Source organism: Bartonella sp. OC16QHHD, assembly GCF_042194035.1.
GTDB lineage: Bacteria > Pseudomonadota > Alphaproteobacteria > Rhizobiales > Rhizobiaceae > Bartonella.
Genome location: NZ_JBHIMJ010000089.1, coordinates 95,194 through 109,945, shown reverse-complemented (window position 1 = coordinate 109,945; position 14,752 = coordinate 95,194). Strand labels below are relative to the sequence as shown.

13 protein-coding genes, 1 tRNA gene and 2 pseudogenes are annotated in these 14,752 nt (G+C 33.4%); 5 read left to right on the top strand and 11 right to left on the bottom strand.

The annotated features are described in order from the left end of the window. Positions 1–217: 217 nt before the first annotated feature. Both ACFIK1_RS09305 and ACFIK1_RS09300 read right to left on the bottom strand, forming a co-directional pair. Complete coding sequence (locus ACFIK1_RS09305; protein WP_375618717.1) at positions 218–268, bottom strand: hypothetical protein; 51 nt, start codon at positions 266–268, stop codon at positions 218–220. A gap of 28 nt (positions 269–296) precedes the next feature. Next, positions 297–476: a hypothetical protein gene (locus tag ACFIK1_RS09300; protein WP_375618712.1), complete on the bottom strand. Its 180-nt coding sequence runs from the start codon at positions 474–476 to the stop codon at positions 297–299. Positions 477–999: 523 nt separating this feature from the next. Between ACFIK1_RS09300 and ACFIK1_RS09295 the strand changes: the two are divergent. Next, positions 1,000–1,202: pseudogene (locus ACFIK1_RS09295) on the top strand (single-stranded DNA-binding protein); the annotation flags it as partial. On the opposite strand, the gene ACFIK1_RS09290 reads toward ACFIK1_RS09295, so the two are convergent. The 6 genes from ACFIK1_RS09290 to ACFIK1_RS09265 form a co-directional block, all read right to left on the bottom strand. After that, the gene (locus ACFIK1_RS09290) at positions 1,196–1,762 is read right to left on the bottom strand and encodes a biotin transporter BioY (protein WP_375633212.1); all 567 of its coding nucleotides are present in this window, start codon (positions 1,760–1,762) and stop codon (positions 1,196–1,198) included. The pseudogene ACFIK1_RS09295 and the gene ACFIK1_RS09290 overlap by 7 nt on opposite strands. 252 nt (positions 1,763–2,014) lie before the next feature. Further along, entirely contained in the window at positions 2,015–2,572 is a 558-nt protein-coding gene (locus ACFIK1_RS09285) for a biotin transporter BioY (RefSeq protein WP_375662645.1), read from the bottom strand. A gap of 15 nt (positions 2,573–2,587) precedes the next feature. After that, a complete protein-coding gene (locus ACFIK1_RS09280; protein WP_375633214.1) occupies positions 2,588–3,226 on the bottom strand; it encodes an energy-coupling factor transporter transmembrane component T family protein in 639 nt (212 codons plus the stop codon). After that, positions 3,223–3,903 (bottom strand): energy-coupling factor ABC transporter ATP-binding protein, encoded by a 681-nt coding sequence (locus tag ACFIK1_RS09275; RefSeq protein WP_375618715.1) that lies wholly within the window; start codon positions 3,901–3,903, stop codon positions 3,223–3,225. Before ACFIK1_RS09275 ends, ACFIK1_RS09280 begins: the two co-directional genes overlap by 4 nt. Before the next feature lie 40 nt (positions 3,904–3,943). Continuing rightward, a complete protein-coding gene (locus tag ACFIK1_RS09270; RefSeq protein WP_375662647.1) occupies positions 3,944–5,371 on the bottom strand; it encodes an amino acid permease in 1,428 nt (475 codons plus the stop codon). Positions 5,372–6,467: 1,096 nt separating this feature from the next. Beyond that, positions 6,468–6,671, bottom strand: coding sequence for a SlyX family protein (locus tag ACFIK1_RS09265; RefSeq protein ID WP_375634991.1), 204 nt, complete (start codon positions 6,669–6,671; stop codon positions 6,468–6,470). 455 nt (positions 6,672–7,126) lie between these two features. Between ACFIK1_RS09265 and ACFIK1_RS09260 the strand changes: the two genes are divergently transcribed. Continuing rightward, positions 7,127–7,202 (top strand) — tRNA-Thr (locus ACFIK1_RS09260). Between the two features lie 87 nt (positions 7,203–7,289). Here ACFIK1_RS09260 and ACFIK1_RS09255 read toward each other — a convergent pair. Further along, positions 7,290–7,493, bottom strand: a pseudogene (locus ACFIK1_RS09255) (helix-turn-helix transcriptional regulator). A gap of 1,011 nt (positions 7,494–8,504) precedes the next feature. On the opposite strand from ACFIK1_RS09255, the gene ACFIK1_RS09250 reads away from it, so the two are divergent. After that, the gene (locus ACFIK1_RS09250; RefSeq protein WP_375640705.1) at positions 8,505–9,167 is read left to right on the top strand and encodes a lysozyme; all 663 of its coding nucleotides are present in this window, start codon (positions 8,505–8,507) and stop codon (positions 9,165–9,167) included. Beyond that, positions 9,164–9,391: a hypothetical protein gene (locus tag ACFIK1_RS09245; protein ID WP_375618608.1), complete on the top strand. Its 228-nt coding sequence runs from the start codon at positions 9,164–9,166 to the stop codon at positions 9,389–9,391. The genes ACFIK1_RS09250 and ACFIK1_RS09245 overlap by 4 nt, the downstream gene beginning before the upstream one ends. Positions 9,392–11,199: 1,808 nt before the next feature. Here the strand turns inward: ACFIK1_RS09245 and ACFIK1_RS09240 are convergent. Continuing rightward, positions 11,200–11,529 (bottom strand): hypothetical protein, encoded by a 330-nt coding sequence (locus ACFIK1_RS09240; protein ID WP_375642961.1) that lies wholly within the window; start codon positions 11,527–11,529, stop codon positions 11,200–11,202. Between the two features lie 341 nt (positions 11,530–11,870). Between ACFIK1_RS09240 and ACFIK1_RS09235 the strand changes: the two genes are divergently transcribed. Further along, on the top strand, positions 11,871–11,996 hold the full coding sequence (locus ACFIK1_RS09235; protein WP_375632867.1) for a hypothetical protein: 126 nt from the start codon (positions 11,871–11,873) through the stop codon (positions 11,994–11,996). A gap of 1,173 nt (positions 11,997–13,169) precedes the next feature. Here the strand turns inward: ACFIK1_RS09235 and lldD are convergent. Continuing rightward, positions 13,170–14,321: an FMN-dependent L-lactate dehydrogenase LldD gene (lldD, locus tag ACFIK1_RS09230; RefSeq protein WP_375626848.1), complete on the bottom strand. Its 1,152-nt coding sequence runs from the start codon at positions 14,319–14,321 to the stop codon at positions 13,170–13,172. Positions 14,322–14,752 lie beyond the last annotated feature (431 nt).

The following is a 14,752-nucleotide window of genomic DNA, read 5'->3' as shown; positions in this document are numbered from 1 at the left end:
TTTGTGTATTGTTTCTTATGTTACATACACGCAGTTTAATAAACATATCTATTTACACACTACAGTGCTCAGTTAAAAAGCCATAGTAATATTTCCGATTTTATAAAACTGTTTAGATTAAATGGCGTTGTCTCTTCTCAACGTTCATAGATGAAATCAACAAGGAGATAAAAAAACTATCGAAAGCAGTTTGATACTCTTTGTCGCAGGAAAGAGGTCAACGCATTGAACGAAGCATGGCATCACGTAAAATGGCGTTAATCCGCATTTGATATCCTTTCCCTTGACTTTTAAAGTCACGCTAGCACGTCTGAATCCACACGCACTGTTGTAACAGTTTTGGGTGATTTATAGAATGGATTGAAAACGGCGTTTTTCCAGAACACATCATTGAGTGACGGAATATCTCTATGATCAATTGCACTATCCGACATTACAGCCAATTTATCAATTTCAACTCTCTGTTCATCTGTCAAGGCTGATAAGTTACCTACCTCAATTTCATAACGAACTTTCTTCTTTATAACGTTTCCTTTCTTTCAAATTGGCTCGCCGTGCTGAAATAATACGGATTACCTCTATGCCATCTTTATCGTCATGGACAGTATGCGCTACGAATAGTAATAAAAAACCTCCACAAGCACTAAAGCTTGCTAACCATACTCTCCATTTTCAATACGGTCTTGTTTAGCCATGGAGAATAGATCAGAAAAAACATATGCAGCTATTTCAAAACTTTACACGGTGCTTTCTAAGATTACCTTTTGTTTTAGCTTCATCCCGTTCAAATCTTATTTTTATACCTTATATTAATACATTTATAAGGGTATTATATACATCAAGAGTTTTAGATGAACACTTAATTATCCATGTTTTTGTACAATTAATATAATTTAATACTTTAAAAATTAGTGATTAATTAACTAAAAATATTAAAAAATAATAAATTATTCTAAGGCTTTATGCATATAATATGCAAATCGAATAAAACTTACAAGCCTGTTAAATAAAATAATATTAATTGGCTATTTAGGGGCTGCTCCTGAAAGCAAAAATGAATTTTGGTGCCGAAACATTCAATTTTCGTATGGCTACCTCTGAAAGCTATGCAGAAAAATACCAATAAAAAAGTAGACAAAACAAAATGGTATTCCGTGATGCTTTTTAATCTACATACATTTGGAAAACTTGTTCTTCAGTACAGAACTGCCCCTTTTTCCGAATGAATGAGAGGAACGGTTTTTTTAATAGTCAACGCAACAAAGGATGCAATCAGCACTTTCAAGAAACCACTAACCAAAAAACCTAATGAACTTATTAAAACTGTCAGCAAAGGAACCTGTGTCATATACGCTACCCATGGTATTCCAAAAGAATAGACTATCCCAATGCCACCCACAGTATTTATCACAAATAATATTATAAAATTTAACCGCTGCCAAAATAATTCTACCATAAAGCCAATAAAAAATGCAGCAAATGGAAAACTAATCAGATAACCACTCGTAACTCCTGAAAAAACACTAATTCCACCACGACCACTAGGCAATAGAGGTAACCCAATCGCAATAAGAGCAAGGAAAAGAAGTGATGCTAAAGCTCCCCTTTTCGCTCCAAGTATAGAGCCTGCTAACATCGGAGCCATAGACTGAGCTGTAATAGGGACACCCAGCAAAAAAGGAAGATAAATAGGAGGAAAAAGACTCAAAACAGCGTAAATAGCGGCGAATAAAGCAATATAAACTAAATCTTTTGTATTCACTGAATTATTCCTTCACTAGGGAAAAGCTTTCGTTATTGTTGTACAATTAATAAAAAGTAGCAGATTTATAAAAGTACACTTTAAATGCCTTAGATATAGAGAAAAATACTATAATAATTTATTTTAATAATATCACTTATATGAATCATATTAGATTATGTTTAAATACATCATAAATTACTATAGTTAAATTCAATAATAGTGATATACGAATATTATATAACAACAGCATAACAAAATAATGCATTTATTTTAGTTATTATGCTTTGAATGAATGAGAGGAACAGATCTTTTAATCGCGAGTGCAATAAAGGATGCAATCAACGCTTTTAAACAATCGCCTATCAAAAAAACTGATGAAGCCATTAAAACATTCAGTAAAGAAACTTTGGTCATATAAGCTGTCCATGGAACACCAAAAGAATAAACTATCCCAATGCCACCGACAGTATTTATCACAAATAATATTATAAAATTTAACCGCTGCCAAAACAATTCTACCATTAAACCAATAAAAAATGCGGCAAATGGAAAACCTATTAAATAACCACTTGCAATCCCTGAAAAGACACTGATCCCACCGCGACCACCAGGCAACAGAGGTAATCCAATCGCAACAAGAACAAGAAAAAGGAGTGACGCTAAAGCACCCCTTTTTGCCCCAAGAATAGACCCTGCTAGCATCGGTCCCATCGATTGAGCTGTAATAGGTATCCCTAGAAGAAAAGGAAGATAAATAGAAGGGAAAAGGCCCAAAATAGCATAAACAGCGGCAAATAAGGCAATATAAACTAAATCTTTTGTATTCATTTGATTCTTCTTTCACTATAAAAAACTTTGATTATTATGAGATGCTGTATCAATGGTATCAGCATCATAAGAACGCGCTTCCAATGCTTCAGCCACTTCTGAAGCCATTCTTATGGTTCGTATAATTAAAGGTATCGCAAGAGCGACAATGTTAGTGTTAAGTCCCCGTGCTTGCTGTGCTTCATGTACCTCATTAAACTTTTCACTCAAAAGAGGAATAAACCTGATCGCCATAGAGATAACCATACTCACTTTTGATGGATTTATACCAAAACAACGAAAGGGCTGGAGGCCTGCTTCAATTGCATCCACCATATCTGAAACTTTTGTTGTGAATGAAATAAGTGATGATAAAGAAAAGAGGATAACAAGACGTAATATGACCTCAACCCCCGTAAACCAACCGCTAAAAATAGTTTGAAATACAAATAGAAGAACTAAAAGCAATCCCATCGATTTAAATTGCTTTATCGCAGTTTTGAAAGGGACCTTGGCGACTCTATAGAATAAGATGACCAACAACAAAAATAACCCAAGAAGCGCTATGGAAGAAACCATTATTATAAAAGTTCCACACGCCGTAAGAAATAATAACTTAACTCCAGGACTTAACCTATGAATAAACGTATCCCTTGGAATATATAAACCGATCATGACATTCTTCTTATATACTCCTTGATAGCAACAAAAGGTACATCATCAATTGCTATCTCCCCCTTATCAAAAACCAGCACTCTATCAAACTTTTTCAAAAACTCCAAATCATGCGATACAACTATTGCCGTTTGTGGTAATTCTTCTATCACTTGCGTAACGCGATGCTTATTTCGCAAATCAAGTAATGTTGTCGGCTCATCAAAAATAATGTAGTCTGGTTTCATTGCAACTACACCGGAAATAGCAACGAGTTGTTTTTGCCCACCACTTAATAAATGGACAGCGTGATTTCTGAAATCTTGAAGTTCATAGCGTTGTAAAATTTCATCTACACGCTCCTTAATTTCATCTTTATTAAGCTTTAAATTTTTGAGACCAAAGGATAAATCCTCTTCAACTAATGGTAAAACAATCTGATTATCGGGATTCTGAAATACAAATCCAACTTTACGCTTTACTGCTTTTGCATCGCGCTTGGTATCAAGCCCATCAACGCTTACAAAACCGTGAGATGGTAATTGGAGTCCATTAATAAGACGAACAAATGTACTTTTTCCAGAACCATTCGCACCTATAACAGCAATTCGTTTTTCGGTAAGCTGTACAGTAATATTTCTTAAAACACACAAATCACCAAAAACTTGTGTTACCTCATCAAATTTTATAGTCCCCAAGATTTATTCCAATCAATCCCTTTTATTAGCTCTTCTTTCTCTATCGTTTCAGTTTATAACCTAAAAGTAATAATAAGCACCATAGAGGAATAATAATGACTGCCAAACTCATATCAGGCATCTGTACAGGAATATATGTTTCAAGAAAAGGCACGCTTATTCCTATCATATCAAAAAGTCGAGTCATCAATCCATTTTGCCCAAAACCACTGATAAACATAATGCAAAATAATAAAGCAAGAAAGAAGAGACAAAGATAGTTAGCGTAAGGATATAAACCAAACGCATAAGTAAAGTTGCCTTTTCTGTTCTTATGGGCATTGCGAAATTTCAAATGAACAATAACAATAATAGCCCAAGTAATCACTGCTGCTGCAGTTGCAAGAGCCATGATCCGCATGAAACTATTATCAGGAACAAGAGCATTAACAACGACAATCAACACCGTACAGAATGATGAAAAAAGGATAGCAATATAAGGAACACGAGCAGCACTCAGTTTACTAAAAATATGTGGTGCATTTTTTTGTACAGCTAAACTATAAAGCATACGGCCATTAGAATAAATGCCACTATTGTAAACAGAAATAGCAGCCATAATCACCACAAAATTCAAAATATGACCAGCAGCAGGAATTCCTATAGTCTCGAAAATTGTGACAAAAGGACTACCATTTTTTCCAATCATATTCCAAGGGCTGATTATCATAATAATGCTGATAGAACCAATATAAAAAATTATAATCCTCCACATAACTTGACGAATAGCCGCTGGAATTGTTTTTTGTGGATTAGATGCCTCTCCAGCAGCAATACCAATAAGCTCTGTTCCTCCAAAAGAAAACATTACTACAGAAGTTGCTAAAACAACCCCTGCTGCTCCATAAGGAAAAAAACCGCCATGGTCCCAAAGATAATTAATATTCGCATGATTTTCCCCTAGTCCAGTGACAATGAGAAAAATTCCAAAAATAATCATACCAATAACAGCGGCCACTTTGATCAAAGCACAAGAAAATTCAAATTCTCCATAAAAACGAACATTAAACAAGTTAATGAATGTAACAAATAAAAGAACAATGAAAGATGCCTTCCAATGATCAATCAAAACCCAATGATCAAGGTAAAACCCTATCACTGTAAGTTCAGCCATGCTCACAAGAATATAAAGAAACCAATAATTCCAACCTGTTATGAAACCAGCTAATCTCCCCCAATATTTATAAGCAAAAAAACTAAATGCTCCTGAAGATGGTTCTTCTACTGACATTTCACCAAGCATTCGCATAATGAAATACATAATAAGCCCGCCGATAAGATAAGACAAAATGACTGAGGGACCAGCTAATTGAATTGCCTCGGTTGACCCATAAAAAAGCCCTGTCCCAATAACGCCACCCAAAGCAATCATTTGAATATGGCGATTTTGAAGGCTACGCTTCAATTCATCGTGCTTTTTTTCAAGCATCATGCCTCACTACTTTTGTTGAACCTAACCTCAACTTTTATTGAAAAATTAGGCACCTCTTTCAAAAAACACAAAACAAACGTAAACTTATTTTCTTATCATAATGCAACTCCTTATTTTTTTGTGCATTATACGTATGTCCCGTTGAAGTTTTAAGAAAAAATATGCTCCACCCTTTATTTAAATTAATGTCCTTCATTTTCGTTACACTAACCATTATAGCATTGGTCATTGATAACACACACTCTGTAATCACATCACATTGGACAACAACCCCCTTTAATAAAATTTTAACAAGCCTTCTGCAAACAGATATCTATCACCTTAATCAATCTCTATGCAAGGTAATGCCTGATTTTCTGTCCTCAATTTGCATTACTCTCACTTATTTACCCGCATGGTCTATCTTTGGTGCTTTAGCAATAGTATTTTGTATCTTAAATTACGAAAAACAAAAGCCTTTTCACAAAATATCATATACATATAACGAAGAGTACATTTGATCTTGAAAAAAACTTCTAGAGCTCTCTGTACTATACACAACAGGTATCGCTTAGAGCACCTCACCCTATTAAAACAACTGAAAATCATTTGATCATCAGAATGGATTAAAACGCTTTATTATAAATATATGCGCTCAGTTATAAATTATACGGGCTCACTTATGATTTCTATAGATAATGATAACATTACTTCATTTGTATCAATTTAATAAAAACTAGCGAATAAACCTAACTCCCATCTATAGAAAACTCTGTACAGAAAAAACTTAACATATTGAAGTTCATATATTTTTATGGATGTTCCTTTATACTCTACAAAAACTTTTCTTAATTTTAGTACTAGAAATCACATATAAAAAAACGTCTTCTAATATCAGCACTCCTTATAAAATTGGAACTTCTTGAAATTAATGAAGAAGCTTATAAAAATTATTCTACAAGTCTAACAAAATGCGTTAAACAAAAACCAATCTGTAAATAATTGCAATTGTAATAAAGAATATTTCGCATCTTACTCCCATTGTGACATCCACCCTATTACATCTAAAAAAATCCAAGAGACTATTAGCAGAAAAATTTTAAGCATCTTCTCTCTATTGAGAAAATGGTAAAATAACAGCTTCAGTCACACTCTGTTCTTTTAAATCTGAAAATCGTTTCGCTAAAACATCAACTTTTTTAGATATCTCATCCAAACTTTTCCATTGATCAGTTACCACTCGAGAAAGTTCCTCAATGAATTTTTCTTGGTAAACTAGCTTCATTTCTAGTTCTATCAGCCGATCTTCATCCGACATGATTTTTACTCCCTCTTAAATAAAAAAACGTGATTAATTTTATTAATCCTCCTCCCTTTTTCTTCCCATAAAAATGAGAAGTAACTTTTCAAATAATTCTACTCATCTTATTTGCACATTATAAAAGGTTTATGATGATCTTTATTTTCCCAATCACTTATACAACAAATTTCTTTCTTAAGAATCAGAAAATGTTTTTATCTTTACTAAGTTATCTTGACACCATTTTTCATCCTAAAGATCTACATTCCCAGCTTCTTAATTTAAGTGCTATCGTAAATTGGAAAGCATTTTATAGCATTAAGGTCAAAGAATACTTTCCTCTGACTTTTACATACTTCTCCTTCAAATTATTATCATATGTATAAATTATTGAAAAAATGCATTCTTGCTTTTATACGTACTTTTAGCTATTACCCTCAAATTAGTTTTGTTTCATTGACTTACAAACCTATGCCGCATTAGCTCAGTTGGTAGAGCACATCATTCGTAATGATGGGGTCGCTGGTTCGAATCCGGCATGCGGCACCACTTTTTGTGTTTAGCATATTGAAATATATAGATTTTTTATTTGATTATCTGTTTGAAGATTACCTTCTAGGGTTTATACGATTTTATCTAATCTGTTGTTATTTGCTCCGTATTTTTCTCTGGAATAAATGCTAAAGTCTCTTTCTTTCTCCACCTCACTGCTCTCCCTAGCTTATATGGCTCCGGCCCCCCCCCTTGAAGCATCTAATAGCGAATCGTTGTTGTGGATATACTAAAAAGCTGTGCACACTCACGTATTATTACATATCTATTGCCATCATCAAATATCATCTCATTGCCTTTTTATTTTTTATGTTATGTAAATGGGCTGGGATGCTAGGAGGAGAGAGATTCCTATATTTTCAAGCAGCCTTTTGTCAAAATCTTTTGTGTCTCTTGTGCTATTGCCTCTAAAAAGATTTCAATAGCTTGATTGATTTGTTTAAGAGGCTGCTGGAAACGTAGCCAATACAACGCCAGACAAAGATGATACCATTGGACCCGAACGCCCCACCAAATGCTTCATATGAAACTGAACTACTTGTTCAAATTTATTACAGTACAATATTCTTAAAAAAACTATCAAATATCATTGGTCTATATATTGAATATGCTCCACTAATATATTGTTTCAGTTGAAAACAGACTGCAAGAGAGGGGAAATATCCATTATGTTTTTTATGTAACAGTTTATTTGAAATCCTTCATAAAGGTATTTTTTAATGAAATTAAGCAATTAGGAGAAAAAACAAAGAATAATTAAATTAACTATAGATTTTTTTATTAAATATGTATAACACGTTATGTATATGCTTTATTGATTCTAAGATAAATTTTAGATGTATAATGTTAAATTATAATGTTTTTTTGTTTTTATAAAAAAATTCTGTGGTGCAATTTATGAATTTTGAAATTACTTAAAAATCAACACCTAATTATTTCATTAGTTATTATGTCTCTTATTTTTTGTTAAAAGTGCTTTTTGTCATCGGAATTATTGAAGTTTTTTGAAGTAAAGTTCTTCTAAATCATTCTAGATCAACTGTAAGAGTTTATGAGTGAAATCTATCTGATTATAAATGGAATTATTATAAAGTTATTGTCTTTAGATGGAGATCAATTGCTGCAAAATGAATAGTATTTAGCATAATCTTTATTCAAAAAAATGATATGGATCTTAAAATAATCCACTATGGATGTTTTGAATTTATTATGCCCTTTCGCTGTTCTGTTCTTAAAAATGAGTAGATGTAAGTTTTTAATTCATATCCTGCTTTGTGTAGTTTTTTATAGGTAAAAATAATGCGAAAAATATCAAAAGAAGGGCTTGTATTGATTAAGCAATTGGAAGGCTTACGTTTATCAGCTTATGAAGATTCTGGTGGTGTCTGGACAATTGGTTATGGACATACAAGTGCTGCTGGTGCCCCAAGCGTCCACAAAGACATGCAAATTACGGAAAAAGAAGCTGAAAAAATCCTTTGTCAGGACTTGAGGGAGTATGAAGCTGTTGTTGAAAAAGCCGTTACCGTTCCTTTAAACGATGAACAATTCGCGGCATTAGTATCATTTTGCTATAATGTAGGAATCACAGCATTTCGCAATTCTACACTTTTAAAAAAGCTTAATAAAGGTGAATATGAAGCGATACCAACCGAATTGCAAAAATGGACAAGAGTAGGAGGAAAACGTATCCAAGGTCTTGTCAATCGCCGAGCAACCGAAGCAGGATTGTGGGCAAAAGGAGCTCATGTTGCCCCCAATTATCATGTAGTAGAACCAGAAGGCGTAACAGGTATTTGCAAAGTAGAAGCTCTTGCACCAATCATAGGTTCTTTTTCAGGGCTTGGAGGTCTTTTTGCAGGAAATGGTCCTGTTCAATGGGTTCTAGCAGGCATTATGGTTTTAGCTGCTTGTACGGCTATGATATACATTGCTAAACGTTTTCAGGAACACCGCCTATGATTTTATGGATAAAAAAATATCTGACAATGACGTCAGCGCTCATAGCAGCTTTTCTTATAGCTTTAGTCAAAGCCTTTTTTCTTGGGAAAAAAGTTGAGAAGCAAAAGCAAACAAAAGAAGATTTCAAGATAGCGACAACACGGCTTGAGGTAGAAAATGAAATTAATAAGAAAAGTGATGCTGATGTGCGCACTAAGCTTTCTAGCTGGTTGCGTGACGAATGAACGAACTTCTTGTATTGGATGGCTGCCAATTTATTTGAATCGACAAGATATCAATGTCATTAGTCCAAATTTGGCGAGAGATATTTTAAAACATAACGAACAAGGTGAACGTTTATGTGGTTGGAGAGATAAACGGAAAATAAAGTGATAAAAATATAATTCCTCTGAAACATCAATCAATGAAAAGATTTGAAAGAGGTGGATACATTCAGATTAAAAGTAAAAGCACTTAAAGGATTAAAACACTCTGGTGGTCGATTAGATTTAATTAGAATGACTGAGATGTCTGAATTGAAACTAAAGGATTCAACAGATTATGTTTGTGTAAAATGATTGAGTCTATTGATGTATTCTAAGGACATCTTTGTTATCCTATCAAAAGAAGATGAGAAAAGATTTTATGGATTGCACTACTATCGTCGTTCAAAGAACTGATCATACACAAAGGTTCTGTTTTCAACAAAAATAACATCTAGGGGCTGGCATGCTTGAAGAAAAGCAATCTACGGAGCTATATAATGAATAATGGTAAGGCTTTTATGTGATTTGTAAATGATGTTGTTTCAGCTTCCTAATTATAATAATGATGTTGACGATAAGGCAAATACTTTCGCACTGTATCTGCTTTTTCATGCTAAAGTGGCGGGAAAACATTGTGAATGATCTTGGCTGTTAATTTTTCTATAGGTAAATTCCCTATGTGGAAAATGACATGCAACTCCAGTTGAGAAAACCAACAACCATTTTTGCTTTTATTTTTTAACTTAGCTTTTTTACTTTCAAAAGTCGCCTAGCAATTTCTTGAAGAATATTGCTTTACTATTTTAAGATAATTTTTTCCTGAAATAAAATCCTTCTTTTAAAATATTACTGTAATATCTTGCAAACTCATGTACTGCTTTAGAGAAAGTTTGTAATAAGACCGTGCTTTTCACGGCTTTTATTCTGATGTGTATAACGGAAAAGTTAAGAGTGCGTATTATCTTTTCGAACATTCAACTACAATCTATTTCATCACAATATTTATCTTGAGAAGATACTTTTACAAAGATACTGATAATCTATAAATCGCTCTCCCCTAATTCACCTTCTCGCTCATCCTTCCATGCATTGCCCGTCCACCTTTTAAACCACCTTAAATTTTTGATATAAAATTTTTTCTTTAATTTTTATTTTTTATTGAATCATAAAAATGATATGTCTCAATCTCACTTCTATGCAACTTTATACGCTTTGATTCTTGTTTCTAAAGCCGAGATTGCCTACATATCGTACTGTTTTTATATTTAATATATATTTTTAGATTTATTCCTAACTTGTTAGAAAAGTTGCTATATTTTGATAGAAATATCTTCTATCAGTTCACTTTTTTCAAAAGATTCTGAAAGGATTCTCAAAAATCTACAAAGTTAAAGACTATTTAATACGTATTGTTTCTTTTTTAGAAATCAAAATTGGTGATGCCCCATTCCTTACCAGCAATTGTGTTATTTGCAGAGCAGTCTGTATAAGATGGTGTAACCTCTTTTATAAAGCTAACTAAAGTTTTTTGAATTTCTAGCATATTGTTTAAAGACAAAAAACTCCCTCTTATTATGCAAGCAGCTTAGACATCGGCTGATAATCCTCCCGCTTATAAAAATCCTTTCTTTAATAACCTTCAAAACCACAATTAAAGTGGTGAAAGATAAAACAAGATTTTTAGGCGATCATAACGCACAATAAAATCAGACCAGTCTAAATGTTCAATGCTAACACCTGCTAAACAGTGGAAAATAAGTTTTAGCACGCATTCAAATTGGAAAGGCTTAAGCCCCCCGCGCGCTACGATGGTTTTCTACTCTCATCGTACGATTTACATTCCCTCTAAAACTTAATCGCTGTAAATATAAAAATCTTGAAGCCCGTTCTAAATCCGTGAGAGTTTCTGGATCTTGCTGTATTAAACGTTGAAATTCCTCACAACTGCTCATCTGAAATGCTAAATTTTTCATAAAAGGACGATAGTGGCGTTGTAACATCCCTAAAAAGTTTACGACATAACCTGAGAGATTATTGCTGATTTCAGGAGATAGAATCAATTTCTGCTCAAAGAAAATCTCACCCATACCAACAAAAAGGTTTAATCTACATGCCATGAGGAATGTTCTCAAATAATTTTGATATTTTTTGATCAAATTTCTTTTGCCACCAATATCGGCAGCAACTGGTGTAGAATTAACAAAATTATAATTTTTTATCTTAAAATGTATCCATCATTTTTTACATTCTTTCATCTATCTTAGCCTTCTTTTCACAGCTTCAAATGATACAAAGTAACTGCAATATTAAGTCGTTTTGCATCGAACAAATTTCTCGCAAACTATCCCTATTGGCTAGATGACAATCCATCCTCTATTTAAAGAGAGAAAAACTTTTCTTTTTTATTCAGCGATAAAGTAAATATTATCCAATTACTTACGAGTAGAAATTCGATCAAATGGAAACTGTAATTCTTTCTACTCTGAGTAATCTTGTACCTATTTATATAGGTTTAGGAAAGCGTGCTGTTATGAATATTCATAAAAATACTTCAAAAATTGATATCAGCAAAACTTCTGTTTAAAAAAGGAAAAGATGTTCTCTTACTTGCTACTGAAGAAACTGTTCAGATTTGTCTTGATGTTGCTAAAGAGCTTCAAAAAACATGAAGTTATCCCAACGCTTACAAGTGTGCCAACCATTCAACTTTGAGATAATAGATCAGTGCTAGAGTTATGCCAATCTCACCAATCTGTTGTTGTCTATGAAGAGCATAGTATCAAAGGAGAAGCTTGGAGATGCAATTGTTAAATCGCTTATAGAACAAAACATTCTATGCCAATTTGTATCATTAGGCCCCCCCACCATCCCCATCTGCAATAAAAACGAACTGGATATTTTAACAAGTTATAAAATCAATCGAGAACGCATAAATAGTGTTAGAAACGACATACTATACAAAAAATATTCAACTGCTTCCTAATATGCTCGCCAGTTCAAAAACATCATAAATCATTGATGATGCAAGAAAATAAGAAAGAAAAGCACATTAATTCACGCAGTTTTGCTCTCAGTAAACGAGCTTTTTTAAAGATAGTATGGGTATTTTTTTCATTGCTTAAAAATGTACTCCATAAAAAAATATCATATCCATATAATATATTACCAAATAAAATTAATATAAATAATATATAGATTATAGGAATATTATTTATTAGATCCATTTTTTATTATAATTATAGCTTTCAATAAATACATATTGACATTTTTAATAATTTTATTTATATATAATAATTAATATTATTCTATATTAAAATAAAACTAAATGAAGCTTATAAATTTACGTTTTATGCTAATGTGGGAAAGAAGTAATTAACATATTATATTTTTATATATAGGAGGGAAAAATGCTCACAGCATTATTTATAGCTATTTTTTCTATATCAACAGTTGTTTTACCTTTAATATCAGCGCTTGTTCCTTTTTATCCGTAGAATGAGATTTTAATAAAATAAGTAAAAGATGTATGCAATGTTATTAGTGTTTTTTTTGTGTTTATTATTATTAAGATTTTTGCGTTAAGTATTATTGTATTTACGGAGTATTATTTTAGTTACTGAGTATTTTCTGTGTTTTTATAGAGGAGCTTTTTGATCTTTTCTATTTAAATTTAACTGTCAACATATTTGTAAAATATATAATTATGCTCCTCTATAAAAAGACTTTCTTTTTCTGAAAGCAGTATAACATATTGCTTTCATTGCTTAAAAACATCTATATTTACTAAACTCTTGCGTGTAATATCTTTGATTGTCTGAGTACCGGTCAGTGTCATAGCTACCCGCATTTCATTGGCAAAAAGATCAAGGAGATGCATAACACCTTTCTTACCTGCTGCTGCAAGCGCATAAACAAAAGCACGGCCAATCATAACAGCATCCGCACCTTGTGCTATCATGCGTACAACATCAAGACCAGAACGAACACCTGAGTCCGCTAAAATAGTCAAATGATCCTTTACAGCATCCGCAATTGCAGGCAATGCTCGTGTTGTTGATAATACACCATCAAGCTGACGTCCGCCGTGATTAGAAACAACAATACCATCCGCACCAAATTTTACTGCTTCTCGTGCATCTTCTGGATCAAGAATACCTTTCAAAATCATTTTTCCTTTCCAAAAATCGCGAATCCATTGTAAATCATGCCAACCAATTGATGGATCGAAATTTGCACCAAGCCAACCAACGTAATCATCCAATGCAATTTTCTTTTTGAGATAAGTGGAGACATTTCCAAGATCATGGGGGCGCCCCATAACACCAACGTTCCAAGCCCAATATGGATGAGTAAACGCTTGTAAAAAACGACGTAATCCAGCATAAGGACCAGACATCCCCGAATGCGCATCACGATAACGTGCACCAGGAACTGGCATATCAACTGTAAAAACCAACGTGCGTACACCAGCTAACCAAGCCCGTTCTAGTGCATCACGCATGAAACCGCGATCTTTGAGAACATAAAGTTGAAACCAAAATGCACCTCCAACCGCTTCTTGCACTTCCGCAATGGGACAAACTGAAACAGAGGATAGAGTAAAAGGAATCCCTTTTGCCGCTGCGGCACGCGCTGCTTTTACCTCTCCACGACGTGTATACATGCCCGTTAGACCAACAGGTGCAAGTACAATCGGTAAATCAAGTGTCTGATCAAAAAGTTTGATTGAAAGATCAACTTCACCAACTTGCCTTAGAATCCTTTGACGCAGTGCAAGAGCTTGAAGATCTTTACAGTTGCGTCGCATCGTTTCTTCAGCATAAGCCCCACCATCAATATAGTGAAAAAGAAAGGGAGGAAGACGACGCTTTGCTGCCTTACGATAATCAAGTGTTGAAGAAATAATCATTGATGGCACCATTGTTCCTAAATGAAAAGAGAAGACATCCTAAAAACGCATAAAAGCGAATCCATGTACCTACCTATTCGCTATTCTCCCAAAACACTCTATTGAATAGATAGAAGCAACAGAGACTGCAACTTTCTAAAAAAACTAATTGATAAAAACAACGTCTTTATTGCTCTTATCCAAATTTAAAATCTCACAGTATGAAGTATCATTAATAACGTATCTACTCATATATTCTTCATGTGCAATTAAAATGTTATACTCTCTTTAAAGTAATCCCTCTTCGAAAGCGATTGCTCCGTAGCTTAATTAGTTATAATTTAAAGTTGCTTCTCCCTCCAAAGGTCCTTACATTATCAGTTTTAAGAATATAGAGTGTCATTAAGTATAAACCATAATCTCCCCCAAAAGATGAAAAAATCCTTTATTAA

Bases quoted from the DNA above. Each gene is read 5' to 3' on its own strand.
- ACFIK1_RS09265 (WP_375634991.1), bottom strand. From the start codon at position 6,671: ATGTCGGATGAAGATCGGCTGATAGAACTAGAAATGAAGCTAGTTTAC.
- ACFIK1_RS09250 (WP_375640705.1), top strand. From the start codon at position 8,505: ATGCGAAAAATATCAAAAGAAGGGCTTGTATTGATTAAGCAATTGGAA.
- ACFIK1_RS09285 (WP_375662645.1), bottom strand. From the start codon at position 2,572: ATGAATACAAAAGATTTAGTTTATATTGCCTTATTTGCCGCTGTTTAT.
- lldD (WP_375626848.1), bottom strand. From the start codon at position 14,321: ATGATTATTTCTTCAACACTTGATTATCGTAAGGCAGCAAAGCGTCGT.
- ACFIK1_RS09240 (WP_375642961.1), bottom strand. From the start codon at position 11,529: ATGGCATGTAGATTAAACCTTTTTGTTGGTATGGGTGAGATTTTCTTT.
- ACFIK1_RS09235 (WP_375632867.1), top strand. From the start codon at position 11,871: ATGGAAACTGTAATTCTTTCTACTCTGAGTAATCTTGTACCTATTTAT.
- ACFIK1_RS09245 (WP_375618608.1), top strand. From the start codon at position 9,164: ATGATTTTATGGATAAAAAAATATCTGACAATGACGTCAGCGCTCATA.
- ACFIK1_RS09280 (WP_375633214.1), bottom strand. From the start codon at position 3,226: ATGATCGGTTTATATATTCCAAGGGATACGTTTATTCATAGGTTAAGT.
- ACFIK1_RS09270 (WP_375662647.1), bottom strand. From the start codon at position 5,371: ATGCTTGAAAAAAAGCACGATGAATTGAAGCGTAGCCTTCAAAATCGC.